The organism is Pseudomonas sp. GW823-FHT02C02 (assembly GCF_058797635.1).
Window position 1 is genome coordinate 269,431 of sequence record NZ_JBXAJV010000007.1, and the last position, 25,109, is coordinate 294,539.

Below are 25,109 nucleotides of genomic sequence, written 5' to 3' on the forward strand. Positions count from 1 at the left end.
CGGCGCGAGCAAGCTCGCTCGCCACAACAGGAGTGTGTATGGCTGTGCGATTGCGGCGGGCGCTGGCCGTCGGGCTACTGGCCCTGAGTTCGTCCGTGTGGGCGGCGAAGAAGGTCGATCTGGATTATCACGTGCGCCTGTTGCCGCAAAGCGATCAGGCCGAAGTGCGGCTGACGCTGGCCCAAGGCTCGGCGGTGCGCAGTCTGGATTTCGATCTGGGCGACGGCAGCCACTACAGCGACTTCAAGGCCGACGGCCAATGGCAACTCACGACGGGCAAGCAGACGCGCGGCGTTTGGCGTCCGGCCACTGACAAGGCCAGCCTGACTTACCGCGTGCGCATCAGCCATGGACGCAAGAGCGGCAGCTTCGATACGCGCATGACGCCAACCTGGGCACTGATGCGCGGCGACGACCTGGTGCCGCCGGCCAGACTCGATCAGCAGGACGGCATCGAGCTGGTGTCACGCCTTGAATTTGAATTGCCCAGCGGCTGGAAAAGCGTCGAGACCGCCTGGCCGCGCATCGGCAAGAACAAATTCCGCATCGATAACGTCTCTCGACTGTTCGACCGGCCCACGGGCTGGATGCTCGCCGGCCACCTCGGCAGCCGTCGCACCAGGCTTGGGGAAACCGAAGTCACCGTCGCCTCGCCCCAAGGCCAGGGCATGCGCCGCATGGACGTGCTGACGCTGCTGACCTTTGTCTGGCCGCAGGTTCAAGCCGTGTTTCCCCGTCATCCCGTCAAACTGCTGATCGTCGGCGCCAACGACCCGATGTGGCGCGGCAGCCTGGCCGCGCGTGAGTCGATCTATCTCAATACGCGCCTGCCGTTGGTCAGTGAAAGCGGGACCAGCGCGGTGGTGCGTGAATTGGCGCAGGTGTTCGGGCGGATCAACGATAAACAGCGCAGTGACTGGATCAGTGAAGGGTTTGCCGAGTATTACGCCATCGAACTGGTGCGCCGTGCGGGTGGCATGAGTGATGAGCGGTATGAGAGTTTGCACCGCAGGTTGGTCAAGGACAGCCAGAAAGTCACCACGTTGCGTGGCGAACAGGCGAACCCGGCGCAGGTCTCCAAAGCGGTGTTGTTGCTACAGGAACTGGATCGCGAGATTCGTTTGAAAACGCGCAACAAGCGCTCGCTTGATGATGTGTTGCGCGGGGCGATGCATCTGGGGAGTGTGGATACCAAAGAGTTTGTTCAGCTCGCGGAAAGCGTGATTGGCGAGTCTTCCAAGGTCCTTGATACCGAGTTGCTTCAGTAAAACCGTCTTCGCGGGCAAGCCTCGCTCCTACAGGGTTCATGTGATCACACCAATTCTGTAGGAGCGAGGCTTGCCCGCGAAGAGGCCGTCAGCCTCAGCGAAAATCCCGGATCAAACCCCGGTCTTGGGCGATTTCAACGAATCATTCCCGGTCACCGTAGCGGTTTGCGTCGCCGCCTCGGCATTCGCCTTCAACTTGCCCAACTCTTCCCCGGCCCGCTCGATCTTCGCCCGAACGTTGTTCATGTCCTGACGGCTTTTCTCCAGCAGGCTTTTCGCCGAGCTGTGCCCGGTAATCCCGCGAGCCAGGGCGACGCCGCCGATGGCCACCTGGATCAACCCGAAAAACCCGCCGCGACGCAGGCCCTTGCCCATCATCAGCACGCCGCCGGCCAGGGAGCCGACACGTTCCCAGCCGTGAACGTTCTGCTCGGAATGAGTCTGGAACGGGGTGGATTCGATGCGTTCTACGCGCTTGAGTTCGCTCATGATCTGTCTCCTGGCAGGCAAGGCTGCTTCAACAATAGATAGATAAGCTGACTGCCGGGGCGGTCGGCTTGTTCCATCGAATGTGCGGTGATTCAGCGGAATTTTGCCCCGGAGCGGGTGTTGAGACCCTTGGCCATGCGGTCGTAGAGCACGACGTTGACCGTGGCGGCCAGGTTCATGCAGCCAGTGGTCGGGATGTAGACCACGTCTTCGCACCAGTCGCGAATCTCTTTATCCAGCGAACCGTCTTCCGGGCCGAAGATGTACAGGGCGCGGTCAGGGTGGGTGTATTCCGGCAGCGAGCGGGCGCCTTCGACCAGCTCCACCGCGACGGGCACACAGCCCAAGGGCAGGATTTTCTTCAAGTCGTCGATGCCGATCAGCGGGATGTCGTAGTGGACGCGCTTGGTGTCGGTGACGAAGTCGGCGGCGCGTTCATAACGCTTGCCGGTGTAGAACACGGACGCCACACCATAGCAGCCGGCGGCGCGCATCACCGAGCCGACGTTTTCCGGTGATTTGGGGTTATACAAACCAATGCAGCTGTACCGTTTGTCTGCCACGAGCGGGGTGCCTTCGGGGAAAAAACGGCGATTATACGGGGATTGGGGAGGGGTGTCCGGTTTGGAGATTGGTGGTGACCGGGAGATTGTCTTCGCGGGCAAGCCTCGCTCCTACAGGGACAGAGTCGATCACAATTGGGTGAACGACATATATCCGTAGGAGCGAGGCTTGCCCGCGAAGAGGCCTATCCAGCGAATGAAAGTCTTCAGTCGTCTTTTTTCATCAGACCGGCCAACGCCGCAAACGGGTTATGCGTCGCCTTGGCGATTTTCGGCGTGCTCAGCGAGCCTTCGTGAAAATACTGCTGGTCGGTATACCGCGAGTGTTCGTTGTCGTGGCAATACAGGCACAACAATTCCCAGTTCGAGCCGTCCTGCGGGTTGTTGTCGTGGTTGTGGTCGCGGTGGTGCACGGTCAACTCGCTCAGGCGTTTGCCGGAGAACTCGCGGGCGCAGCGGCCGCACACGTGCGGGTACATCTTCAGGGCTTTGTCGCGGTAACCCATTTCCTTGTCGCGCTGGTTGTCGGCGAGGATGCGATCCAGCTTCGAGGTATTGGTCGGCGTTGACGAACTCATGGGTTCACCTTTGTAAAAGACTAATGACGGTTATGGCGTGAGTTTAGCTCAGCCCTTGAGCTTCTCGGCAATCCAGATGGTGTGGCGGGTGCCTTTGTTGCCGTGGGCGAAGACCTGGACTTCTTCGGCCTTGAAACCGGCCTTCTTCAGCTTGTCGGAAAACTGCTTGTCGGCGCTGGCCGACCACACTGCCAGCACGCCTTTGGGCCGCAAGGCCTTGGCGCAGGCGCTCAGGCCACCGGCTGAGTAAAGCCAGCTGTTGGCCCGTTGGGTCAGGCCTTCGGGGCCGTTGTCGACGTCGAGCATGATCGCGTCGAAACCTTGCGGCTCGGCTTGCAGGACTTTGGCCACGTCTTCCAGGCGAATCACGGTGCGCGGGTCGAGCAGCGGATTGCCGGCTTTCTCGCCCAACGGCCCGCGATTCCATTCCACCACGCCAGGCACCAGCTCGGCGACCACCACTTCAGCGGTCTTGCCCAAATGCTTGAGGGCCGAAGCGAGGGTAAAACCCATGCCGAGGCCGCCGATCAGCACTCGCGAGTTCGGCCGGCCGGCCACTTTGCGACACGGGATCTCGGCCAGGGCATCTTCTGAGCCGTGCATGCGGGTGTTCATCAATTGCCCGCCGTCGCCGCCCTGGATCTTGATGACGAAATCCTCGCCATACTCGAACAGGCACAAGGCGCCGCCGTTTTCAGGGATAGGGGCGGTGTCGAGCAGAACGAAACGTTTCATGGAAATCTCAAATTTGGGGAAGGCAAACAGAGGCAGTTGGGAGTAGCCTGCCAATGACAACAAGGCCAACGGAGCCATTGATGAAGCGCACCATTCTAACGGTCATTGCCTTGGCCGCGCTCTCGATAAGTGCAGTGCAGGCCCAGCAGTTGCAAACCATTCCAGCAAGCCCTGCGCCGATGCCCGGTTCGCCCGGCACGGCGACCCCGACGCCGTATCCGCCCATCACCCCGACCACCTTGCCCAAGGCCGGGCCTGGCAGTGGCGGCCCACCGCTGGTGCCGATCGAGATGCCCAGTCCGCCGACCAAGGATCAACCGGTGCCGGGGATTGAGCCGAACAGCACGAAAACCAAAACCCCAGGCGGTTAAACCTGCTGCGAGAGCAGTTGCCCGTCGGCCATGCGCAAGCGTTTGGAAAGGGCGACGGCGAGGGCGCGGATGATCTTGGCGGCGATTTTCGGCGCCTCGTTGATCATTTTTTCCAGAGAGTCCTTACCCAGGTTCAGCAGTTGGCAGTTGCTGGCGGCCACGCAACTGGCCGAGCGGCGTTCGCCATCAAGCACCGCCATTTCGCCGAACGAGCGACCGCTGCGCAGGGTGGCCATGGTCACCAGCTGCCCGTCGCCGTTGGTCTTCTGCACCGACACCTGGCCGGTATGGATGATGCACATGAAACTGCCGGCATCACCCTCATGGAAAATCTCTTCGCCTTCGGCGATGGTGCTGATGCTGAAGTAGCCGGAGGCCGCGGCGAAGTCTGCCGGCAGCAATTGATCGAACAGGCCGCAGTCCATCAGCCAGTCGCGGATTTCGTTGTTCAGTAAGGTCGGTTCTGACATGTCGGCACGGTCTTTTTCTTGTGTCTGGTTCCGGTTGTTCGGGATATCCCCAATCCCTGTGGGAGCGAGCCTGCTCGCGATTGCAGTGTGTCAGTCACGCAATTATTGACTGAAAGTCCGCTATCGCGAGCAGGCTCGCTCCCACAAGGGAGTTGTGTTGTATTGGGCCCGGTGTCTGGTCTTAAGACCGAAACACCGGGCCAAGTTCCTCAGGCAATCCCCAAAACCTTGAAAACAAATGCGTATTCGAGTGCTACGTCACGCAATCCCTGGTACCGACCGCTCATCCCGCCATGCCCGGCGCCCAGTTCTGTCTTGAGCAACAGGGGATTGGTGTCGGTTTTGGTCGCGCGCAATTTCGCCACCCACTTCGCCGCTTCCCAGTACTGCACGCGGCTGTCGTTGTAGCCGGCGATCACCAGGGTCGCCGGATAGGCTTGCGCGGTGACGTTTTCATATGGGGCATACGCCTTGATCCGCTCATAAACGTCCGGTTCTTCAGGATTGCCCCACTCGTCGTATTCGGTGACGGTCAGCGGCAGGTCCGGGTCGAGCATGGTGTTGAGCACGTCGACGAACGGCACTTCGGCAATGGCCGCGCCAAACAGCTCGGGTCGCTGATTGAGCACCGCGCCGATCAGCAAACCGCCGGCACTGCCGCCGCTGATCGCCAATTGTGCTGAGGTGGTGAAGCCGTTGTCGATCAGGTGCTCGGCACAGGCGATAAAGTCGCTGAAGGTGTTGTGCTTGTGTTCCTGCTTGCCGGCGCGATACCAGGCCTCGCCCAGTTCACCGCCGCCCCGTACGTGGGCAATGGCAAATGCCACGCCGCGATCCAGCAAGCTCAAGCGGGCATGAGAGAACCACGGGTCAAGGCTTTCGCCGTAAGCGCCGTAGCCGTAGAGATACAGGGGCGTTGGCTGACCGAGGGCTTCGCGCTTGACCACCAGGCTGATCGGCACTTGCGTGCCATCGGGTGCCGTCGCCCACAGGCGCTGGCTGACGTAGGCGTCGGCGTCGAACGGGCCGAGCACTGGGGTTTCCTTGAGTACTTTCTGCTCGCCACTGTCCAGTTCCAGCTGGCGTATTTGCGCCGGACGGTTCAGGGCTTCGTAACGCAGGCGGATCCGCTCGCTGACAAACTCCAGGCTGTTCTGCACATGCAGGCTGTACGCCGCATCCGGCAGTTGCACACGGTAGCTCGGCAAATCCTGCGGGTGGACTTCAATCACCGGCAAGCCACCGACCCGCAGGCTCAACGTCATCGCGCCGACGTTCAGGCTCATGCCCTCGATCATCGTGCTGTCGCTGTGGGGGATCAGGTTCTGCCAGTCGGCCTCGGTGGGCGCAACACCGGTATCCACGGCGGTGTACAGGGCAAAGTTGATGCCGTCGCGATTGGTGCGGATGAACCAGGCCCACTCGCCGTTCAGCGTGCCGTGGTCGACGTCGTATTCATGGTCTTCAACCCGTGGCGCCAGGCAAGTGAAGGCCTGCTGCGGCTGCGCGGCGTCGAGGGCCCAGACTTCGCTGGTGGTCTTGCTGCCCAGCGACAGCAGCAATTGCTGTTCGGAGCTGGAGCGATAGCAATGCAGGAAGAATCGGCCGTCCGGCTCGTTGAACACTTCCTCGGCCGCCGTGCCGTCCAGTCGATAGCGCAGCAGTTTGTGCGGACGGTGGGTGTCGTCCAGCTCGCCGAAAAACAGCGTCAGGCTGTCATTGGCCCAGGTCATGCTGCCGTCGCAATCCTGGAACTCAAGTTCACTGACACGGCCGTTGGACAATTCCTTCACGAACAGCGTGTAGATCTCATCGCCCGTGGAATCGATGCTGTAGGCCAGGCGCTGGTGATCCGGGCTGATGCTGAAGGCGCCGAGGGAAAAGAAGCCGCCATTGGCCAGTTCGTTCGGGTCCAGCAGCAGCTGTTCCTGGCTTTCGTCGAGTTGCAGGCTGTCATCGGCCGGGCGTGGGCAGCGGTAGTGGCGGGCGTATTCGTCACCGGCGGTGGTGCGCGTGTAATACAGGTACGGGCCCCAAGGGGAGGGCAGCGACAGGTCGGTTTCGAGAATCCGGCCCTTGATCTCCTCGAACAGGGTTTCGCGCAGCCCGGCCTGATCGGCGGTCTGCGCCTCTTGGTAGCTGTTTTCAGCCTTGAGGTAGTCGAGCACCGCGTCGGTGTCGCGCTCCTGCAGCCAGGCATACGGGTCAGGGCCGTCGGCCTTGTGGGCAATCGGGGCGCTGGTGACGTTGGCGGATAAGGGCATGAAGGACTCTCGGACGTTGTACGAAAAATAGGGTTTTGCAGGCGCAATGCAAATATTGATGCCTGTGCAGACCCTGTAGGAGTGAGCCTGTGTGGCCAGGGAGCTTGCTCCCGCTGGGTTGCGAAGCGACCCCAAAAGCGCTGCGACTGCTTCGCAGCCGAACGGGAGCAAGCTCCCTCGCCACAGTTCGCTCCCACATGGATTACGCCTGACGGGCGAAAAGTCGTTACTATAAGCGCCTCTTTGCCTGCCTTGCCATGGACACCATGACCGAGAACGACTATCTGATCGCTTGGGGCCTTTACGCCTTTGCCGCTTTAGGCTGCCTGTTGGTGTGGATGCGCATCACCCGCTGGATGTGGCGTTGGCTGCGTGAACCACTGCGGCTGCTGGTCGCCGTACTGCTATTCAGCCCGACCATCATCGACCCGGTGAAGGAAAAAGTGGCCCCGGCCATCGCCATCACTGCGCTCGATCTGCTGTTCAAGGTGGGCAACAACGCCTGGCGGGCGGTTTCCGACCTGTTCATGTACGGCATGATCGCCTTTGGCATTTATCTGGTGTTCGTGGCGATCCGGTTCCCTATTGAACGGGCTTCCAACGCTCGCAAGGAACAGGCCGCCGCCGCCAAGGCCGCCGCCCGGGCCGACGATCCTGACGACGATCATCCGTTCGGCGGTGCCGGCGATGATCGTTACGGTCGTCCGCCAGTGCCGAGCAACCCTCAGCGATTGCGGGTCGAACCGCGTTTGTAATCCGGCCTTGAAGCGAGAGTCCGAGCATGTGTGAGTTATTGGGCATGAGCGCCAATGTGCCGACCGATATCGTGTTCAGCTTCACCGGGCTGATGCAGCGCGGCGGCCGCACCGGTCCGCACCGTGACGGTTGGGGCATCGCTTTCTATGAGGGGCGCGGTCTGCGGTTGTTTCAGGACCCGGCGGCCAGCAGCGAGTCAGAAGTGGCGAACCTGGTGCAGCGCTATCCGATCAAAAGCGAAGTGGTGATCGGGCATATCCGTCAGGCCAACGTGGGCAAGGTCTGCCTGTCCAACACGCACCCTTTCGTGCGTGAGCTGTGGGGCCGCAACTGGTGTTTCGCCCATAACGGTCAGCTGGCGGATTTTCAGCCGATCAAAAGCTTTTATCGCCCCGTCGGTGACACCGACAGCGAAGCGGCGTTCTGTGACCTGCTCAACCGTGTGCGCGCAGCGTTTCCAGAACCGGTCGAGATCGAAGCGCTGCTGCCGGACCTGGTCGCCGCTTGCGCCGAATACCGCAGCAAAGGCGTGTTCAACTGCCTGTTGAGCGACGGCGACTGGCTGTTCTGCTATTGCTCGACCAAATTGGTCCAGATCACCCGTCGCGCGCCATTCGGCCCGGCGCGGTTGAAGGATGTCGATGTGATCGTCGATTTCCAGGCCGAAACCACGCCCAACGATGTGGTCACGGTGATCGCCACCGAACCTTTGACCGAAAACGAAACCTGGACCCGCTACGAACCGGGCCAATGGAGCCTCTGGCGACGCGGCGAATGCGTCAGCCAGGGCAAGACCGAATAAGGATCTCACCCGATGTTGCTCAGTTATCTACGGCTGGTGTTGTTTGCGGCGGGCCTGTTGATCGGTGTCCAGGTGCCCGGATTCATCAGCGATTACGCGAAACGGGTCGAAGCGCATCTGATTGAGGCGCAAACCAGCCTGAGCGGTTTCCAGGGCACCGCCAATCAGTTCTTCAAGGGGGATATGCAGGCGCTGGTCGCCCATTACCGCGCCAGTGAAGACCCGATTTTCCGCAGCGACGCCGAGAGCCTGAGCACCTTGCTCACCCGTCAGGTGGCGCTCGATAAACAGTTCCACGCCATGCAGGGCCCGTGGTACATCCGCGTTCTGCAGGTCGCATTGGCGGCGGATCCGGATATTCGCAAGGAAACCTGGAATGGCTACAGCTACCAGATCCTGCTGACACCGGAAGCGATGATCTGGGGCATGAGCGGTGCGTTGCTGCTGTCCTTCGGCATTGAATGCCTGTTCCGTCTGATCGACTGGGTAGTGCTGGGCGGCAAACGCCTGCGCCAGAGCCGGCCGATCGAAGACCGGGATGTGCGCGGCCTGTAACACTGATCGCTCCCACGCAGAGCGTGGGAGCGATCATCATCAGCGCCGATCAGCGTGCGAGGACGATGTAGTCTTCACCCACCTTGCGCGCATACCCCTCCAGCACCTGCTGACACAACGCAACAATCTCCTCGACCCACTCCACACCCACCCGCCACGACACCACGACCTGCAAATTAGGCAGCTGTTGATCGATGGCCAGCAAGGTCAATTCCCCCCGCGCCAGTTCCTCGGCCACCAGAACCGGCGGCAACGCACCAATGCCGAATCCGTCGCGCAGCAACCGGGTAATCGCCGACACCGAGTTCACGCAGTTCAGCCGCGGCGTCATGACCCCGTTCGCCTGCATCAGACTCAGAATGTCCTGATGCGGATGTGAGTTTTTCGAGTAGGTAATGATCCGCTCGCGCGCCAGATCGGCAATGCCGGTGTACCCACGGTTGTAGATCGAATTGCTGGCGACAATCCAGCCCATCGGATGGCTCGCCAGTTCAAGGCTGCGCACGCTTTCCTGACGCACCAGATCGGTTTGCAGGATCAGATCGAGAAAGCCTTTTTGCAGCTGATCGCAGAGGTTGAGCGCCGTATCGGCCACCAGCTCGATTTCCACCCGCGGATAGTGATCCATCATCTGTGCCACCAACGGGCTCAGCCACGTGTGAATCACCGTGTCCATCACGCCGATCCGCACGCGCCCGACCTTGCTTGAGCGCGTCTCGATCGACTGCTTGAGGGCTTGCATGGTGTCCATCATCTGCTCGGCGTACTCGAGCACTTTCAAGCCTTCGGGCGTCAGACTCACCCCCCGCGAGTCGCGCAGAAACAACTTCACCCCGAGCTCGCCTTCGAGCACCGCGATGCGGCTGGAAATCGACGCCTGGGTGGTGAAGAGCTTGTCTGCCGTCAGGCGGAAACTCTTGAGTCGGGCGACCCAGACAAAGGTCTCGAGAAACTTCAGGTTCATGGCGTTAAGTTTTTCTTATGCCTAGGGCGGGTTTTTATTAGTTGGACGCAGCAGGGCCGGACAACCAAAAATCAGGCCATCCGGTTCCCACGATAGGCGTCGTCGGGGCTCAGAACAATACCAATAAAATTTGCACGGAGAGTTGCCATGAGTGCGCCCGACACGCTCGACATCCCCAAAGCCACGTCTCGGCCGGGACCTTTCGACTGGTACCGCAACATCAATCAGCAGGAACGCCGCACCTTCTGGAGCTGCAAGATCGGCTATGGCCTGGACGGCATGGACACCCAGATGCTCAGCTTCGTGGTGCCGACCCTGATTGCCATGTGGGGCATCACGACTGGCGAGGCCGGGCTGATCCATACCAGCACGCTCATTGCGTCGGCCATCGGTGGTTGGGTGGCGGGGATCCTGTCGGACCGCATCGGCCGTGTGCGCACCTTGCAACTGACGGTGCTGTGGTTCGCCTTCTTCACCTTCCTCTGCGGCTTCGCGCAAAACTACGAGCAACTGTTGATCAGCCGTACCTTGATGGGCTTCGGTTTTGGCGGTGAGTGGACCGCCGGCGCAGTGCTGATGGGCGAGGTGATTCGCGCCAAGGACCGCGGCAAGGCCGTGGGCATGGTGCAATCGGGCTGGGCGCTGGGTTGGGGGCTGACGGCGATTCTCTATGCGCTGCTGTTCTCGGTATTGCCGCCGGAAGATGCCTGGCGTGCGCTGTTCATCCTCGGCATCGTGCCGGCGATTTTCGTGATCTTCGTCCGTCGACTGGTCAAGGACCCGGAAATCTACCGCGAAGCCAAGGCCAAGCAGGAGCCGGGCAACGCCGCGAAGTTCTACGAGATCTTCGCCCCCGGTATCCTCTTCACCACGATTCGCGCTTCGGTGCTGACCACGGGCGCACTGGGCGGTTACTACGCGATCACGTCCTGGCTGCCGACGTTTCTGAAAAACGAACGCGGTTTAAGCGTACTCGGCACGGGCGGTTATCTGGCGATGGTGATCGTCGGTTCCTACGTCGGCTACGTCATCAGTGCCTATTTGACGGACATCCTCGGCCGCAAACGAAACTTCATCCTGTTCGCCGTCGGCTCGTTCACCATCGTGTTGCTCTACACCCAGTTGCCGGTCAGTAACGGCGTGATGCTGTGGCTGGGCTTCCCGCTGGGCTTCTTCGCCTCGGGGATTTTCAGTGGCATGGGCGCGTTTTTGACCGAGCTGTTTCCGACACGGATTCGCGGTTCGGGGCAGGGCTTTTGCTACAACATCGGGCGGGCCCTGGCGGCGTTGTTTCCGTTGCTGATCGGTTTGATGAGCCAGAAGGTGCCATTGAGCGTAGGCATCGGGGCTTTTGCGGCGGTGTCCTACGGTGTGGTGATCCTTGCTGCGTTGAGCTTGCCGGAAACCCGTGGCAAACAACTTGAAGCCGAGTAGCTGATAATCTGCGGGCATCTGCCCGACAGCAAAAAAAGAAAATGCCTACAGGAGTGTTCACCGTGAGCCGCCTGCTATTGAATTGCGACATCGGCGAGAGTTTCGGCAACTGGACCATGGGTCTGGACGCCGAGGTCATGCCCTTCATCGATTGCGCCAACATCGCCTGCGGCTTCCATGCCGGCGACCCGAGCATCATGCGCAAGACCGTCGGCCTGGCCCTGAGTAACGGCGTGCAGATCGGCGCGCACCCGGCCTATCAGGACCTGGTGGGTTTCGGCCGCCGCTCCATGGCCTACACCGCCCAGGAACTTCAGGACATTTTGCATTACCAGATCGGCGCCCTCGACGGCATCTGCCGGGCCCAAGGCGGGCGCGTCAGTTACGTCAAACCCCACGGCGCAATGTACAACGACATGATGGCCAACCCGGCGCAATTGCGCGCGGTGCTTCAGGCCGTGGCGGCGTATGACCGGACCTTGCCGCTGATGCTCATGGCCACGCGCGACAACAGCGCCGCCCAGCAACTGGGTGATGAATACGGCGTGACCTTGTGGTTCGAAGCCTTCGCCGACCGTGCCTACGACAGTGCCGGCATGCTGGTTTCACGGCAACTGCCGGGGGCGGTACACCACGATCCCGAAACCATTATCGAGCAAGCGCTGACCATCGCCCGTGGCGACAACCTCACCGCCAGCGACGGCAGCGCCTTGCACTTGCGGGCCAACACCCTGTGCGTCCACGGTGACAACGCCAGTTCGGTGGCCGCGGTGCGGCGGATTCGCGAAGCCCTTGATCAGCAGAGCGCACCATGAAACCGCGGGTTGAGGTGGTGGCGCTGGATTGCCTGATGGTGCGTCTGTTCGATGAAATTGCCGAAGCCAACATGCCGTGGATGCTGGCGGCCAGCGAAAACCTGCGCGCTGCGTTTGCCGGGCATCTGATTGATCTGGTGCCGTCTTACACGACGTTGATGGTGCATTACGACCTGACCGCGTTGAGTCCGACTCAAGCCCGGGAATTGATCGCCCAAGCGCTGATCGACCTGTCGCCCAACGCGAGCACTCGCGGTAAATGCCATGTGCTGCCGGTCTGGTATGACTTGAGCGTCGGTCCGGAGTTGAGCTTGTTGTCTCAGCGCAGCGGGCTGTCGGTGGACGAGGTGATCCGCCGCCACAGCGAGCGCGAGTATCAAGTGTTCGCCCTGGGTTTCGCGCCGGGGTTCGCTTTCATGGGGCTGGTGGAAGAAGTGCTCGCCGCGCCGCGCCTGAATACGCCGCGTAAAAAGGTGGCGGCCGGCAGTGTCGGCATCGCCGAGCGGCAAACCGCCGCCTACCCGGTGGTGTCCCCCGGCGGCTGGAACCTGATCGGCCGCACGCCCGCCAAATTGTTCGACCGCGAACGCGATGGTTACAGCCTGATGCAACCGGGTGACACCGTGCGCTTTGAAGCGGTCGACCATGCGCAGTTCATCAACCTGGGCGGTGACGACACGCCATTGGAGGCCCAGGCATGAGCCGTCTATTGATTGAGGCGAGTACGCCGCTGTGCCTGTTGCAGGACGCGGGTCGTTTCGGCGTGCGGCATCTGGGTGTGACCCAGGGCGGCGGGCTGGATTGGCGTTCGATGTCGTGGGCCAATTGGTTGTTGGGCAATGGCCTTGATGCGCCGGTGATTGAAATCACCCTCGGCGGTTTCAGCGTCGTAGCCGAGGAAGACTGCGTGTTGGCGCTGGCCGGGGCGGACCTGGGCGCGAAAGTGGATGGCGAGGCATTGGCGCCGTGGCGCAGTTTCCGGCTGAACAAGGGCCAGCGATTGCAATTCACTCAACCGCTGCTCGGGGCGCGAGCCTATCTGGCGGCACCGGGCGGGTTTGACGCGCCAAAGGTGTTGGGCAGCAGCGCGACGGTGGTCCGTGAAGAACTCGGCGGCCTGGATGGTATGGGCCGCCCATTGGCCAAAGGCGCGCCGTTGAGCTATCGCGGGAGTGCGCTGTTATTGCTGCGGGAGTTACCGGCAGAACACCGGCCTAATTTCAAAGTCGATTCGCCACTGGATGTGGTCCTCGGCGCGCAGATCGGTGAGTTCAGCGGGCAGAGCCTGTTCGATGCGTTCAACAGCGTCTGGACCCTCGACAGCCGTGCCGATCGCATGGGCATTCGCTTGCTGGGAACGCCGTTGCAGTACCAGGGCCAGCCGATGATTTCCGAAGGCATCCCTCTAGGCGCGGTCCAGGTCCCGCCGGACGGGCAGCCGATTGTGTTGCTCAATGATCGGCAGACCATTGGCGGTTATCCGCGATTGGGGGCGTTGACGCCGTTGGCACTCGCGCGGCTGGCGCAGTGCTTGCCGGGGGCGAAAGTGCGGTTGCGGCCTGTGGTGCAGGAGGTGGCGCATCGCGAACAGGTCGAGTATTTGCAGCGATTTTCAAACCGCTAAAAGCTTCGCGGGCAAGCCTCGCTCCTACAGGGTTGGTGCACGATGCACGAACACAGAAACCTGTAGGAGCGAGGCTTGCCCGCGAAGACGTTTTCACAGACAACAAAAATCTCTATTTGGACAGAAACCGCATCCCTTCCTCCAACCCCCGCAACGTCAACGGGTACATCTGGTCGTCAATCAAGTCCCGCACAATATTGGTCGACGACGTATACCCCCACGTATCTTTCGGATAGGGGTTGATCCAGATGACCTTCTTGTACTTCTCCATGAACCGCTGCATCCACACATAACCGGCTTCTTCGTTCCAGTGCTCGACGCTGCCGCCGGCCTGGGTGATTTCATACGGTGCCATCGCAGCGTCACCAATGAAGATCACTTTGTAGTCGGCGCCGTACTTGTGCAGCAGGTCCTGGGTCGACGTGCGCTCGGAAGTGCGGCGCATGTTGTTCTTCCACACAGACTCATAAATGAAGTTGTGGAAGTAGAAGTACTCCAGGTGCTTGAACTCGGTCTTGCAGGCCGAGAACAGTTCCTCGCAGATCTTCACATGCGCGTCCATCGAGCCGCCGATGTCGAACAGCAGCAACAGCTTGACGGTGTTACGCCGCTCCGGCCGCATCTGGATATTCAGCAGGCCGGCATCGCGCGCGGTGTGGTCGATAGTGCCGTCGATGTCCAGCTCTTCCGCCGCACCCTGACGGGCGAATTTGCGCAAGCGGCGCAGGGCGACCTTGATGTTGCGCGTGCCCAGTTCCACCGAGTCGTCGAGGTTCTTGTACTCGCGCTGATCCCACACCTTGACCGCTTTGCCTTGGCGCTTGCCGGCATCGCCGACGCGAATGCCTTCCGGGTTGAAGCCGCCGGAGCCAAACGGACTGGTGCCGCCGGTGCCGATCCATTTGTTACCGCCGGCATGGCGTTCTTTCTGTTCTTCGAGGCGTTTCTTGAATTCTTCGATCAGCTTGTCCAGACCGCCGAGGGACTGGATCGCGGCCCGTTCTTCTTCGGTCAGGGAACGCTCGAATTCCTTGCGCAGCCAATCTTCAGGAATCAACGCCTGAAGGTGATCGTCGAGTTTCTCCAGGCCATTGAAGTAGGCGCCGAACGCGCGGTCGAACTTGTCGAAATGCCGTTCGTCCTTCACCAGAATCGCCCGGGACAGGTAATAGAACTCGTCCATGTCGGCGAAGGTCACGCGTTGTTTCAGCGCATTGATCAGGTCCAGAAGCTCACGCACCGAGACCGGCACCTTGGCTGCGCGCATTTCATTGAACAGGTTGAGCAGCATGGCGATCAGCCTCTTAGCGGGTGCCGCGACGGCTCATGAACGCCAGGCGCTCAAGCAATTGAACATCCTGTTCGTTCTTCACCAGGGCGCCTGCCAAGGGTGGGATCGCTTTGGTCGGATCGCGTTCGCGCAGTACGGCTTCGCCGATGTTGTCGGCCATCAGCAGCTTCAGCCAGTCCACCAGTTCCGAGGTCGACGGCTTCTTCTTCAGGCCCGGGACCTTGCGCACGTCGAAGAACACGTCCAGCGCTTCGCTGACCAGGTCTTTCTTGATGTTCGGGTAGTGCACGTCGACGATTTTCTGCAGCGTCACGCGATCCGGGAACGCGATGTAGTGGAAGAAGCAGCGGCGCAGGAAGGCGTCCGGCAGCTCTTTCTCGTTGTTGGAGGTAATGATGATGATCGGGCGTTTCTTGGCCTTGATGGTTTCGTCGATCTCGTAAACGTAGAACTCCATCTTGTCGAGTTCTTGCAGCAGGTCGTTCGGGAACTCGATGTCGGCCTTGTCGATTTCGTCGATCAGCAGAATCACTCGCTCTTCCGACTCGAACGCTTCCCAGAGCTTGCCCTTTTTCAGGTAGTTGCGAACGTCGTGGACTTTTTCCGTGCCCAGTTGCGAGTCACGCAGGCGACTGACCGCGTCGTACTCGTACAGGCCCTGATGCGCCTTGGTGGTGGACTTGATGTGCCAGGTGATCAATTTTGCACCGAAGGACTCGGCCAATTGCTCGGCGAGCATGGTTTTGCCGGTGCCTGGCTCGCCCTTGACCAGCAGTGGACGCTCCAGGGTAATGGCGGCGTTGACCGCCAGCTTCAGGTCATCGGTGGCGACGTAGGCCTGGGTGCCTTCGAACTTCATCTGCTAATCCTCGAACGGTAAGCCGACCTGAATCAGGCAGGGCGGGGCGCAATAAGTGTAGTGCCCGACTATAACGCGCAGGCCGGTCGACTGTGAACGCAGACGGCTTATTCAGTCTCTGAATGGGGCGTCACTTGGTGACTTAACCCTGATCCGGTTTCGGCCGCTCATACCGGGCATTGAATGCCTGAACGAAACCATTGCGTAAAATCTGCAAAAACGCCTGGAACGCGCTGATATCTTGTCGATGCACGTTGCCGCTCAGTTCTACGCGAGTAGCAAACTGGTTCTTGCCCTGGTTTTTCAGCACGGTTTCGGAGCCGCCGACAATGGCCTCCCAGATGGACCGGAACAGCCCTTTGTCCTTGTTTTCCACGTCCTGCTGCCAGTTGAACACGTCCACGTCTTTGAGCAGCGGCTTGATATAGCCGGTCAACTGGGCTTTTTTGGCCTGCGCTTCAATGACTACATCGCCGTGACCGGCGTTGAAGTCGAATTTGCCATAGGCCGAGGCGAAGTCGTTCATGCGCTTGAGCTCGATATCCTTGGCGCGCAGGCGGAATTCGAAGTCTTCGAAATTGCTCAAGGGGTCGAAGGTGGCTGTGGTTTCCAGTGGGGCGTGGCCCAGCAACAGGGCCTTGCCTTCAAAGCGCGCGTCGCGCTTGCCTTCGGTGTCGACCACGTTGGTCAGGTTATAGAGGCTGGCGTTGACCTGAGTGGCGTTCATGTTGACGGGGGGCTTGGAATTGAAGTTTCGAAAGTTGATCTTGCCGTCGTAGATGCGTATTTCGTTAAAGGTGAACGGCGCCAGTTTGCTCAACTGTGCGCGCCAGTCGGTGCCTTGACCGGTCTGGGAGTTTTGTTTGTTGGCGCCGCCGTCGACGAAGTTCACCTCAGGGTTGAAGAACTGCACTTCGGCCACCACAGCGCGGTCGGACCAGAGTGAGTGCCAACTGACAGACAGGTCGATTAGCGGTGCATTGACGAAAGGCACCGGGACCTTGCCGTCGACCTTGACGATTTTCAGCCCGTTGATCTTGTAGGCGCCGCGCCACAGTGCGAGGTCGACGTCGGTGACCTGGCCCCGGTAATCGCCCATGTCCGCCAGTTTCTCGTTCAAGTAATCGCGCACCAGGTAGGGCAGGGCGAAGTGCAGGGCAATCAGCAGCACAGCGAGACCGGCGAGGGTCCACAGGGGCCAACGGTATCGACGTTTCATGGCGGCAAATCTCTGACGATGTAAAGCCATTGACTGCGGTGTTTACCGGACGTTCGACCTGACTGGACGACCACTGGCAACAGGCATACCTTTGGGGGCTTATTCAACGCTGTACAAGGACCCAGCCATGAGCCGTATATACGCTGACAACGCCCATTCCATTGGCAATACGCCGCTGGTGCAGATCAACCGCATTGCCCCGCGCGGTGTGACCATCCTGGCCAAGATCGAAGGGCGCAACCCGGGTTACTCGGTCAAATGCCGGATCGGCGCGAGCATGATCTGGGACGCCGAAAGCTCCGGCAAACTCAAGCCTGGCATGACCATCGTCGAACCGACGTCGGGCAATACCGGCATTGGCCTGGCCTTTGTTGCCGCGGCCCGTGGTTACAAGTTGATGCTGACCATGCCCGCGTCGATGAGCATCGAGCGACGCAAAGTCCTCAAGGCACTGGGCGCCGAACTGGTGCTGACCGAACCGGCCAAAGGCATGAAGGGCGCCATTGAGAAGGCTTCCGAGATCCTGGCCAGCGATCCGGCCAAATACTTCATGCCGTCGCAGTTCGACAACCCGGCCAACCCGGCCATTCACGAGAAAACCACCGGTCCGGAAATCTGGAACGATACTGACGGCGCAGTCGATGTGCTGGTCGCGGGCGTTGGAACCGGCGGAACCATTACCGGTGTTTCGCGGTATATCAAGAATACCCAGGGCAAACCGATTATCTCGGTAGCCGTGGAGCCGGTGGTGTCGCCGGTGATTACCCAGGCGATAGCCGGTGAAGAGATCAAGCCGAGCCCGCACAAGATCCAGGGGATCGGTGCCGGTTTTGTCCCGAAGAATCTGGACTTGTCGATCGTCGATCGGGTTGAGTTGGTCACCGATGACGAATCGAAGGCCATGGCGCTGCGCCTGATGCAGGAAGAAGGGATTTTGTGCGGTATTTCCTGTGGCGCCGCGATGGCGGTGGCGGTGCGTCTGGCCGAAACACCGGAAATGCAAGGCAAGACCATCGTGGTGATCCTGCCGGATTCCGGTGAGCGCTACTTGTCGAGCATGTTGTTCAGCGACCTGTTTACCGAGCAGGAAAATCAGCAGTAGGCGCTGCCTGCGATGGTTTGATCTTTTGGTGAGAGGGCTGATTCAGGTCAGCCCCCGTTCAGGAACCTTATGTTAATAAGTGCTTTATTGCACAAACCTTAATACTGAATGTCGAGTTTTGCGGGTTTTTCCCGAGGCCGGTAGTGTTTATCATGGCCGGCTGCCACGTCGGGTAAATGGCGTTGTGCGAAGAGCCTAACCTCAAGGAGCCGTAGATGACCTTTTCCTTTGCCGCGAAAGCGTCAGTGTTGCTGCTATTTCTGGGCAGCACCCTCTATGTGCATTTGCGCGGCAAGGCGCGATTGCCGGTTCTGCGTCAATTCGTCAATCACTCGGCCTTGTTTGCACCTTACAACGCCTTGATGTACCTGTTCTCCGGCGTGCCGTCCAAACCCTATCTGGACCGCAGCAAGTTCCCGGAACTGGACGTGCTCAAAGACAACTGGGAAGTCATCCGCGACGAAGCCATGCACCTGTTCGACGAGGGTTACATCCGCGCCGCCGAAAAACACAACGATGCGGGGTTTGGTTCGTTTTTCAAGAAAGGCTGGAAACGTTTTTACCTCAAGTGGTACGACAAACCCCTGCCATCCGCTGAAGCCTTATGCCCGAAAACCGTGGCGCTGGTGAGCAGTATTCCCAACGTAAAGGGTGCAATGTTCGCGTTGCTGCCGGGTGGCAGCCACCTCAACCCGCACCGCGACCCGTTTGCCGGTTCGCTGCGCTATCACCTGGGGCTGTCGACGCCGAACTCCGACGATTGCCGTATCTTTGTCGACGGCCAGGTGTATGCCTGGCGTGATGGTGAAGATGTGATGTTTGATGAGACCTACGTGCATTGGGTCAAGAACGAATCCGAGAAAACCCGCGTCATTCTGTTCTGCGACATCGAACGACCGCTGAGCAACCGCGTCATGACCTTCATCAACCGCTGGCTCAGCGGCTTGCTCGGTCGCGCCACCGCACCTCAGAACCTTGATGATGAACGTGTCGGCGGGATTAATCAGGCGTATGCCTGGAGCAAGAATTCCAGCGACAAGGTCAGTGGTGTGGTCAAACGCTGGAAGCGTCGTAATCCCAAGGCGTACCGCGTGCTGCGGCCGGTGTTGGCGGTGGTGGTGCTGACGTTGTTGGGGTATTGGTTGTTTGCGTGACTGGATTCAAAAGAAAACCGCTCCTTGGGAGCGGTTTTTTTATGAGAAGAATTTAAATGGCGCGCCCGCGACGAGGTGTCGTGACTGGCCCTTTGTCCAAGTCATTGCAATCCATGTCCGCCGCTGGTTATAGTCGGCGCTCGGTGGTTCTGTTACCCACCGCCCACCCCATCAAAAAAGATCAGCCCATGCCAGCTTCCCTCATCAATGCGGTAGTCGATTCAGCGGTCAACGCTGGCGTCGTGCCGTGCGGGAATAAGCAGCCTGCGCAGATCAGTCATTACCCCCCACCTGTCAGTAGCACGCCGGTGTACGCAGTCGTATCACCGCCGGGCGTTGGCGTTTCGGGCTGATCAGCGTTCTTTGCTGTTCTGCGCGCCCGCCTGAAAAAAACTACTGTATTTCAGCTTCGGCTGAGTTGGCTTCTTGCCTGACTACAGGTGGTATTCATGTTTGTCCTGTCGAAAAAATCCGCGCTCGCGGCGGCGTCCACGAGCCTGTTCGTTCTGCTGTGGAGCAGCGGTGCGATCTTCTCCAAATGGGGCTTGGCCCACGCATCGCCCTTTGCCTTTCTGCTGATTCGCTTTGCCATCGCCTTGTGCGGATTGATGCTGCTGGTGCCGTTGCTCAAGCTGAAATTGCCCAAGGGTGGCAAAGCGATGTTGTATGCGATGGCCACGGGCGTGGTGTTGTTGGGGGCTTATCAGATTTTTTATCTGCTGGCCCTGGACCTCAAAGTCACACCGGGCGTTATGGCAACCATCATGGGTGTGCAGCCGATTCTCACGGTGGTGATCATGGAGCGTCAGCGCTCGGCCAGCCGGATGTTCGGTCTGGCGCTGGGCCTGGTCGGGTTGATCATGGTGGTTTACCAGGGCATCGGTCTGGCGGGCATGTCTTTGGCCGGGATGCTTTTTGGTTTGCTGGCGTTGGCGAGCATGACCTTTGGCTCGATCATGCAGAAGCGCATCACCGACAATCCCCTCGGCACACTGCCGGTGCAGTACCTCGCGGGGCTGCTGCTCTGCGGGATCTTCGTGCCGTTCCAGCCGTTTCATTTCGAACACGGCAGCGGGTTTATCGTGCCGGTGCTGTGGATGGGATTGGTGGTGTCGGTGCTGGCAACGTTGCTGCTGTACCGCTTGATCGCCCGGGGCAATCTGGTGAATGTCACCAGTCTGTTTTACCTGGTGCCGGCCGTGACGGCGGTGATGGACTACCTGATTTTCGGTAATCGGCTGGCGGTATTGAGCATGCTCGGCATGCTGCTGATCATCGTCGGGCTGGTATTTGTGTTCCGTAAAACAGCGTAAAGCAGCGTGAAAATGAAAGGCCCGGAGCATTGGCTCCGGGCCTTTTTTATTTGGCCAGCGCGTGCTCGGCCCGCACCGAATTCATGAACGCCTGCATCGCTGACGATTGAATGCGGTGACGGCGGGTAATCAGCCCGTACGGCGGCAGCCGTGCTTCAAACTTGATCGGCAACACCGCCAGCAAATCACGGCCCGGGTAATCCTCCACCACCGACACCGGTGTGACGCCCAGCATGTCGGTCTGCTGGATCAAGGACAGCAAGGTCATGATCGAGGTGGTCTCAACGATGCTGCTGGGGATGTCGACCCGCGCATTGTGGAATACCTGATTGATGATCGCGCGCATCGGACTCGGTTGCTGTTGCAGCACCCAAGTCATGTTCTGCAACTCGGCCCAGCTCAGGTTTTTCTCTTTCGCCAACGGGTTCTGCGCGCCGGAGATGACGCACAAGGCTTCTTCGCCGAGGCTGTCGAACAGCAACTCTTCGGCCCGTGCGCCCGCCGGAATCCGGCCCAATACGATATCCAGCTGGTCCTGCAACAGCGCCTGCACCAGCACGTCGCTGGTGTCGACCTGAATGCTCATCGACAAGCGTGGATGGCTTTGCTTCAAGGTCGCGATGGTGCGGGTCAACAGCCCCGAGGCCAGCGCCGGAATCGCACCGACCGCGACCCGGCCAAGGTTGCCGGATTCGAGCGCGACCAGTTCTTCACGCATGCCGCTCAGTTCAGCAAACACCATGCGCGCGTAGTAGATGACGGTTTCCCCGAACGGGGTCGAGCGCATGCCCCGGGGCAGACGCTCGAAGAGTTCGACGCCGAGCAAGTCCTCGGCTTCGTGCAACATCTTGGTGGCTGCCGGCTGGGTCATGCCGATGTGGTCGGCGGCGCGGCGCAACGAGCCGAATTCCTGCAATGCCAGCATCAGCCGCAGTTGGCGCAGACGCAGTCGACTGTGGATCACATTGGCAGCAGGAATTCGGGTCATGGGCCGTGCTCGCAATTAGGACTGCGGCAAGCCTGACAACAAATGCCAGGCGTTGCCAGCATTGCCGTGTTACAGCACCGATTTAGGCTTGGCGACCTGGGGTTTGCGCAGCCCCGTCAGGGTGCCCAGCGCCTTGGAAATCAACGGCCAGAACAGCATCAGCAACGCCGCCGTGGTCAGGCAGCCCACTAACGGGTTGGACCAGAAAATCCCCACGTGGCCGTCGGAGAACAGCATCGACTGGCGGAACGCATCTTCCGCTTTGTCGCCCAGTACCGCCGCCAACACCAGCGGCGCAATCGGGTAACCGAGTTTCTTGAACAGATAACCCAGCGCACCGAAGCCCAACATCAACACCACGTCGACGAACGAGTTGTGCACCGAGTAGGCACCGATGGCGCAGACCATGATGATAATCGGCGCGATGATCGAGAACGGAATGCGCAGGATCGAAGCGAACAGCGGCACGGTGGCCAGCACCACGATCAGGCTGACCACGTTCCCGAGGTACATGCTGGCGATCAGGCCCCAGACGAAATCGTGCTGCTCGACGAACAACGTCGGGCCAGGATGCAGGCCCCAGATCATCAACCCGCCGAGCATGACCGCTGCGGTCGCCGATCCGGGAATGCCGAGGGTCAGCATCGGCAACAGCGCGCTGGTGCCGGCGGCGTGGTCGGCGGTTTCCGGGGCGATCACGCCTTCGAGTTCACCCTTGCCGAAGTTCTCGCGGTTCTTCGAAAAGCGCCGCGCCAGGCTGTAGCTCATGAACGAGGCCGCCGTCGGGCCACCCGGTGTGATGCCCATCCAGCAACCGACCAGGGTGCTGCGCAGGATCGTCCACCAGTAACGCGGCAACTTGGCCCAGGTGCGCAGGATGACCATCGGCGTGATGCGCGCATGCTCGCCGCGAAACACCAGGCCTTCCTCGACGGTGCAGAGAATTTCGCCGATCCCGAACAAGCCGATCACGGCCACCTCGAAGCTGATGCCCGTCATCAACGCCGGCTGATCGAAGGTCAGGCGCAGGTTGCCGGAGACAGTGTCCATGCCCACGGCGGCCATGGCGAAACCAATCATCATCGCCACCACGGTTTTCAGCGGCGGATTCTTGCTCATGCCGATGAAGGTGCAGAACGCCAACAGGTACACCGCGAAGAACTCCGGCGAACTGAAAGACATGGCGAATGCGGCAATCTTGGTCGACAGGAAGGTCAGCAACAACACCCCGGCCAGCGCGCCGATCAGCGCCGAACTGAATGCGGCCGTCAACGCTTCGGCAGCGCGACCTTCGCGGGCCATCGGGTAACCGTCGAACGTAGTCGCCACCGATGAGGGCTCACCGGGGATGTTGAACAGAATCGAGGTGATCGAACCGCCGAACAGCGCGCCCCAATACATGCACGACAGCAAAATGATCGCCGACACCGGCGACATGGTGAAGGTCAGCGGCAGCAACAACGCCACGCCATTGGGGGCGCCGAGGCCGGGCAATACGCCGACCAGAATGCCCAGCAGCACGCCGATCACCATCAGGCCGATGTGGCCCGGGGTGAGGATCAGGTTCATGCCTTGCAGCAGGGAATCGAATTCGCTCATTTGAAACTTCTCCCGGCCAGTGCAATCCAGTCGCCCATCGGGCCGGCATCCAGCGGGACCTTGAACCACAACGCGAAAATCAGGTAGCTGGCCAGCACCGCGCCGAGGGACACGGTGCCGATCATCCATTTGCCGTAAGGCTTGGCGCGCACCTTGTCACGCCACATGAACCAGGCGATGAAGCAGGCCGAGGCCACGTAAATGCCGGTGAACGGCATGGCGCCGACGAACAGCGCAATCGGGATGAACACCGACAGCACTTGCTTGAATGCACTGCGGCTGACGAATGCAATGCTCAGGGCGTGCCAGCGCACCACGGTCAACACGCCGTTGCCCACGCTCGCGGCGCTCAACAGCAATCCGATGTAGAAGGGGAAGTAACCCGGCTCGGGGCCTGAATCGCCCCAGCCGATACCTTGTTCGAGACTGCCGAACATCACCACCGCGCCGATCAGCGTGGTGAAGAGTGTCAGGCCGAGCTCGACCCAGCGGGTACCGACCAGCGCCGGTGAATCCGAAGAATGGGACATGAAAGCACCTCCAGAGGTGACGGCCGTGCGCACGCGCACGGCCGTGAACAACTCAGTTTTTCAGCCAGCCGGCTTCTTTGAACACCGGGGTGACGCGGGCGGTGTCTTTCTCAATGTAGGCAGTCAGCGGCTCGCCTTCGAGGAACGTCGGCACCAGCGCGTTCTGCTTCACGTAGGCCTTGAACTCTGGAGTCTCGGTGACTTTGCGCATCAGCTCGACATAGAACGCCCGCTGTTCGGCGGTGACGTCGCCGGGCATGAACACGGTGCGCGGGAAGCGGTATTGATCGATACCCAGGCCTTGTTCGTGGCAGGTCGGAACGTCGGCCCAGGATTTATCACCCGCGACTTTCTCGGTGTAGCTCATGCGTTCCTTGCTGAACACACAGAGCGGTTCGACCTGGTCGCCGCGCCATTGGCTGATGCTTTCGCTGGGGTTGTTGACGTTGGCGGCGATGTGTTTGCCGGCCAGTTGGGTCGCGGCTTCGCTGCCGCTCTTGAACGGGATGTACACCAGTTTGCTGTTGTTGGTCTGGTTCAGCAGCAGGGTCAGGGTCTGGTCGACATCCTTGGACTGACTGCCGCCCATGCGCAGTTTCGACGGATCAGTCTTGGCCGCTTCGTAGAAGCCTTTGGCGTCTTTCCAGGGGGCATCCTTGTAGCTCCAGAGAATGAAGTCGTCCTCTGCAACGGCCGCCACGGGAGTCAGCTCCTGCCATTGATAGCCAAGCTTGGAAACCAGCGGCAACAGGTAGATGTTGTTGGTGCCGATCACCAGTTTTTCCGGATCGCCCTTGTTCATTTTCAGGTCAAGGAACGCTTCGGCACCGTTGCCGCCGCCCTTGTTGAGGACGATGGTATTCACGTCGAGGAACTTGTGTGTGGTGATGATCGACTGGATCAGCCGACCGAGCTGGTCAGTACCGCCGCCGGGGCCGCCGGCAACGAGGATTTCGACGTTCTTGTCCGGCTGCCAGGCAGCGTTGGCGAGTGCGGGGAGGGCGCCGGCGGCGACCAGTGTGCAGCCAAGAAACAGACGGGATGTGCGACGGACGAATGCATTTCGCATGGAAGGGCCTCGTTTTTTGTAATTGTTATGAATGACTTGTCGGTGCTCAAAAGCTGCAAGCCTGGACTGAGTGTGGGAAGCCTCCGCTTCGGCGTCTAGTCAAAACAATACATACACCGATAGCCTGCGGTTATATGTCATCAAGGGCAAATACGTGACGAGGGCTGGAAACTGTGTGCCAGAGCGTTTTGAGAGGAAAGTCAGTCAAGGCGGCCGGCGATGAAAGCCCCCTGAAAGCGCGGTATGCCATAACCCGAGGCTATCGCCGTATCTCAATCATTGATTAGACGGTTATCA

26 protein-coding genes are annotated in these 25,109 nt (G+C 60.2%); 12 read left to right on the forward strand and 14 right to left on the reverse strand.

Annotation, left to right across the window (positions count from 1 at the left end; genetic code table 11):
• Nucleotides 1-38: 38 nt before the first annotated feature.
• A complete protein-coding gene (locus AC1ROI_RS15200) occupies nt 39-1,268 on the forward strand; it encodes a hypothetical protein (RefSeq protein WP_010462138.1) in 1,230 nt (409 codons plus the stop codon).
• Nucleotides 1,269-1,379: 111 nt separating this feature from the next.
• Here the strand turns inward: AC1ROI_RS15200 and AC1ROI_RS15205 are convergent, their stop codons facing one another.
• From AC1ROI_RS15205 to AC1ROI_RS15220, 4 genes are all read right to left on the reverse strand, one after another.
• A complete protein-coding gene (locus AC1ROI_RS15205) occupies nt 1,380-1,757 on the reverse strand; it encodes a YgaP family membrane protein (protein WP_102595901.1) in 378 nt (125 codons plus the stop codon).
• 92 nt (nt 1,758-1,849) lie between these two features.
• A complete protein-coding gene (locus AC1ROI_RS15210; RefSeq protein WP_010462134.1) occupies nt 1,850-2,320 on the reverse strand; it encodes an RNA methyltransferase in 471 nt (156 codons plus the stop codon).
• A gap of 206 nt (nt 2,321-2,526) precedes the next feature.
• Nucleotides 2,527-2,898, reverse strand: coding sequence for a YajD family HNH nuclease (locus AC1ROI_RS15215; RefSeq protein ID WP_010462132.1), 372 nt, complete (start codon nt 2,896-2,898; stop codon nt 2,527-2,529).
• 48 nt (nt 2,899-2,946) lie between these two features.
• Nucleotides 2,947-3,633 carry a spermidine synthase gene (locus AC1ROI_RS15220; protein WP_010462130.1) on the reverse strand — a complete coding sequence of 229 codons (687 nt, stop codon included), beginning with the start codon at nt 3,631-3,633 and terminating at the stop codon, nt 2,947-2,949.
• An 80-nt stretch (nt 3,634-3,713) separates the two neighbouring features.
• Here AC1ROI_RS15220 and AC1ROI_RS15225 point away from each other — a divergent pair, with 80 nt between their 5' ends.
• The gene (locus AC1ROI_RS15225; RefSeq protein ID WP_010462128.1) at nt 3,714-4,004 is read left to right on the forward strand and encodes a hypothetical protein; all 291 of its coding nucleotides are present in this window, start codon (nt 3,714-3,716) and stop codon (nt 4,002-4,004) included.
• On the opposite strand, the gene AC1ROI_RS15230 is transcribed toward AC1ROI_RS15225, so the two are convergent.
• Both AC1ROI_RS15230 and AC1ROI_RS15235 read right to left on the reverse strand, forming a co-directional pair.
• Nucleotides 4,001-4,474 carry a cyclic nucleotide-binding domain-containing protein gene (locus AC1ROI_RS15230; protein WP_077749165.1) on the reverse strand — a complete coding sequence of 158 codons (474 nt, stop codon included), beginning with the start codon at nt 4,472-4,474 and terminating at the stop codon, nt 4,001-4,003. The genes AC1ROI_RS15225 and AC1ROI_RS15230 overlap by 4 nt on opposite strands.
• Nucleotides 4,475-4,683: 209 nt before the next feature.
• Nucleotides 4,684-6,738 carry a S9 family peptidase gene (locus AC1ROI_RS15235; protein WP_102595473.1) on the reverse strand — a complete coding sequence of 685 codons (2,055 nt, stop codon included), beginning with the start codon at nt 6,736-6,738 and terminating at the stop codon, nt 4,684-4,686.
• 257 nt (nt 6,739-6,995) lie between these two features.
• On the opposite strand from AC1ROI_RS15235, the gene AC1ROI_RS15240 reads away from it, so the two are divergent.
• From AC1ROI_RS15240 to AC1ROI_RS15250, 3 genes are read left to right on the forward strand one after another with little or no spacing between them, the layout of a single operon-like run.
• Nucleotides 6,996-7,493 carry a hypothetical protein gene (locus AC1ROI_RS15240; RefSeq protein ID WP_010462122.1) on the forward strand — a complete coding sequence of 166 codons (498 nt, stop codon included), beginning with the start codon at nt 6,996-6,998 and terminating at the stop codon, nt 7,491-7,493.
• A 26-nt stretch (nt 7,494-7,519) separates the two neighbouring features.
• A complete protein-coding gene (locus tag AC1ROI_RS15245) occupies nt 7,520-8,296 on the forward strand; it encodes a class II glutamine amidotransferase (protein ID WP_102595474.1) in 777 nt (258 codons plus the stop codon).
• 12 nt (nt 8,297-8,308) lie between these two features.
• On the forward strand, nt 8,309-8,851 hold the full coding sequence (locus AC1ROI_RS15250; RefSeq protein WP_102595475.1) for a DUF2937 family protein: 543 nt from the start codon (nt 8,309-8,311) through the stop codon (nt 8,849-8,851).
• Nucleotides 8,852-8,900: 49 nt separating this feature from the next.
• On the opposite strand, the gene AC1ROI_RS15255 is transcribed toward AC1ROI_RS15250, so the two are convergent.
• Nucleotides 8,901-9,815 carry a LysR family transcriptional regulator gene (locus AC1ROI_RS15255; RefSeq protein ID WP_010462116.1) on the reverse strand — a complete coding sequence of 305 codons (915 nt, stop codon included), beginning with the start codon at nt 9,813-9,815 and terminating at the stop codon, nt 8,901-8,903.
• A gap of 147 nt (nt 9,816-9,962) precedes the next feature.
• Here AC1ROI_RS15255 and AC1ROI_RS15260 point away from each other — a divergent pair, with 147 nt between their 5' ends.
• From AC1ROI_RS15260 to AC1ROI_RS15275, 4 genes are all read left to right on the forward strand, one after another.
• The gene (locus AC1ROI_RS15260) at nt 9,963-11,249 is read left to right on the forward strand and encodes an MFS transporter (protein WP_010462114.1); all 1,287 of its coding nucleotides are present in this window, start codon (nt 9,963-9,965) and stop codon (nt 11,247-11,249) included.
• Between the two features lie 62 nt (nt 11,250-11,311).
• Nucleotides 11,312-12,064, forward strand: coding sequence for a 5-oxoprolinase subunit PxpA (locus tag AC1ROI_RS15265; RefSeq protein ID WP_102595476.1), 753 nt, complete (start codon nt 11,312-11,314; stop codon nt 12,062-12,064).
• On the forward strand, nt 12,061-12,765 hold the full coding sequence (gene pxpB / locus AC1ROI_RS15270; protein WP_010462110.1) for a 5-oxoprolinase subunit PxpB: 705 nt from the start codon (nt 12,061-12,063) through the stop codon (nt 12,763-12,765). The genes AC1ROI_RS15265 and pxpB overlap by 4 nt, the downstream gene beginning before the upstream one ends.
• The gene (locus AC1ROI_RS15275) at nt 12,762-13,688 is read left to right on the forward strand and encodes a 5-oxoprolinase subunit C family protein (RefSeq protein ID WP_077749162.1); all 927 of its coding nucleotides are present in this window, start codon (nt 12,762-12,764) and stop codon (nt 13,686-13,688) included. The genes pxpB and AC1ROI_RS15275 overlap by 4 nt, the downstream gene beginning before the upstream one ends.
• Before the next feature lie 112 nt (nt 13,689-13,800).
• Here the strand turns inward: AC1ROI_RS15275 and AC1ROI_RS15280 are convergent, their stop codons facing one another.
• The 3 genes from AC1ROI_RS15280 to AC1ROI_RS15290 form a co-directional block, all read right to left on the reverse strand.
• A complete protein-coding gene (locus tag AC1ROI_RS15280) occupies nt 13,801-14,979 on the reverse strand; it encodes a vWA domain-containing protein (protein ID WP_077749161.1) in 1,179 nt (392 codons plus the stop codon).
• Nucleotides 14,980-14,992: 13 nt separating this feature from the next.
• Complete coding sequence (locus tag AC1ROI_RS15285; RefSeq protein WP_010462104.1) at nt 14,993-15,838, reverse strand: AAA family ATPase; 846 nt, start codon at nt 15,836-15,838, stop codon at nt 14,993-14,995.
• Nucleotides 15,839-15,980: 142 nt separating this feature from the next.
• Nucleotides 15,981-17,087 carry a DUF748 domain-containing protein gene (locus AC1ROI_RS15290; RefSeq protein ID WP_441346750.1) on the reverse strand — a complete coding sequence of 369 codons (1,107 nt, stop codon included), beginning with the start codon at nt 17,085-17,087 and terminating at the stop codon, nt 15,981-15,983.
• Between the two features lie 97 nt (nt 17,088-17,184).
• Here AC1ROI_RS15290 and cysK point away from each other — a divergent pair, with 97 nt between their 5' ends.
• From cysK to AC1ROI_RS15305, 3 genes are all read left to right on the forward strand, one after another.
• Nucleotides 17,185-18,159, forward strand: a complete 975-nt coding sequence (gene cysK / locus AC1ROI_RS15295) for a cysteine synthase A (RefSeq protein ID WP_102595478.1) — start codon at nt 17,185-17,187, stop codon at nt 18,157-18,159.
• 215 nt (nt 18,160-18,374) lie between these two features.
• Complete coding sequence (locus AC1ROI_RS15300; RefSeq protein WP_083374789.1) at nt 18,375-19,313, forward strand: aspartyl/asparaginyl beta-hydroxylase domain-containing protein; 939 nt, start codon at nt 18,375-18,377, stop codon at nt 19,311-19,313.
• 449 nt (nt 19,314-19,762) lie between these two features.
• On the forward strand, nt 19,763-20,626 hold the full coding sequence (locus AC1ROI_RS15305; RefSeq protein ID WP_010462097.1) for a DMT family transporter: 864 nt from the start codon (nt 19,763-19,765) through the stop codon (nt 20,624-20,626).
• A gap of 46 nt (nt 20,627-20,672) precedes the next feature.
• Here AC1ROI_RS15305 and AC1ROI_RS15310 read toward each other — a convergent pair whose 3' ends face one another.
• The 4 genes from AC1ROI_RS15310 to AC1ROI_RS15325 form a co-directional block, all read right to left on the reverse strand.
• Nucleotides 20,673-21,614 carry a LysR family transcriptional regulator gene (locus AC1ROI_RS15310; RefSeq protein ID WP_010462095.1) on the reverse strand — a complete coding sequence of 314 codons (942 nt, stop codon included), beginning with the start codon at nt 21,612-21,614 and terminating at the stop codon, nt 20,673-20,675.
• A gap of 69 nt (nt 21,615-21,683) precedes the next feature.
• The gene (locus AC1ROI_RS15315) at nt 21,684-23,213 is read right to left on the reverse strand and encodes a tripartite tricarboxylate transporter permease (protein WP_010462093.1); all 1,530 of its coding nucleotides are present in this window, start codon (nt 23,211-23,213) and stop codon (nt 21,684-21,686) included.
• Entirely contained in the window at nt 23,210-23,743 is a 534-nt protein-coding gene (locus tag AC1ROI_RS15320; RefSeq protein ID WP_010462091.1) for a tripartite tricarboxylate transporter TctB family protein, read from the reverse strand. The genes AC1ROI_RS15315 and AC1ROI_RS15320 overlap by 4 nt, the downstream gene beginning before the upstream one ends.
• Nucleotides 23,744-23,795: 52 nt before the next feature.
• Nucleotides 23,796-24,812: a Bug family tripartite tricarboxylate transporter substrate binding protein gene (locus tag AC1ROI_RS15325; RefSeq protein ID WP_077749158.1), complete on the reverse strand. Its 1,017-nt coding sequence runs from the start codon at nt 24,810-24,812 to the stop codon at nt 23,796-23,798.
• Nucleotides 24,813-25,109 lie beyond the last annotated feature (297 nt).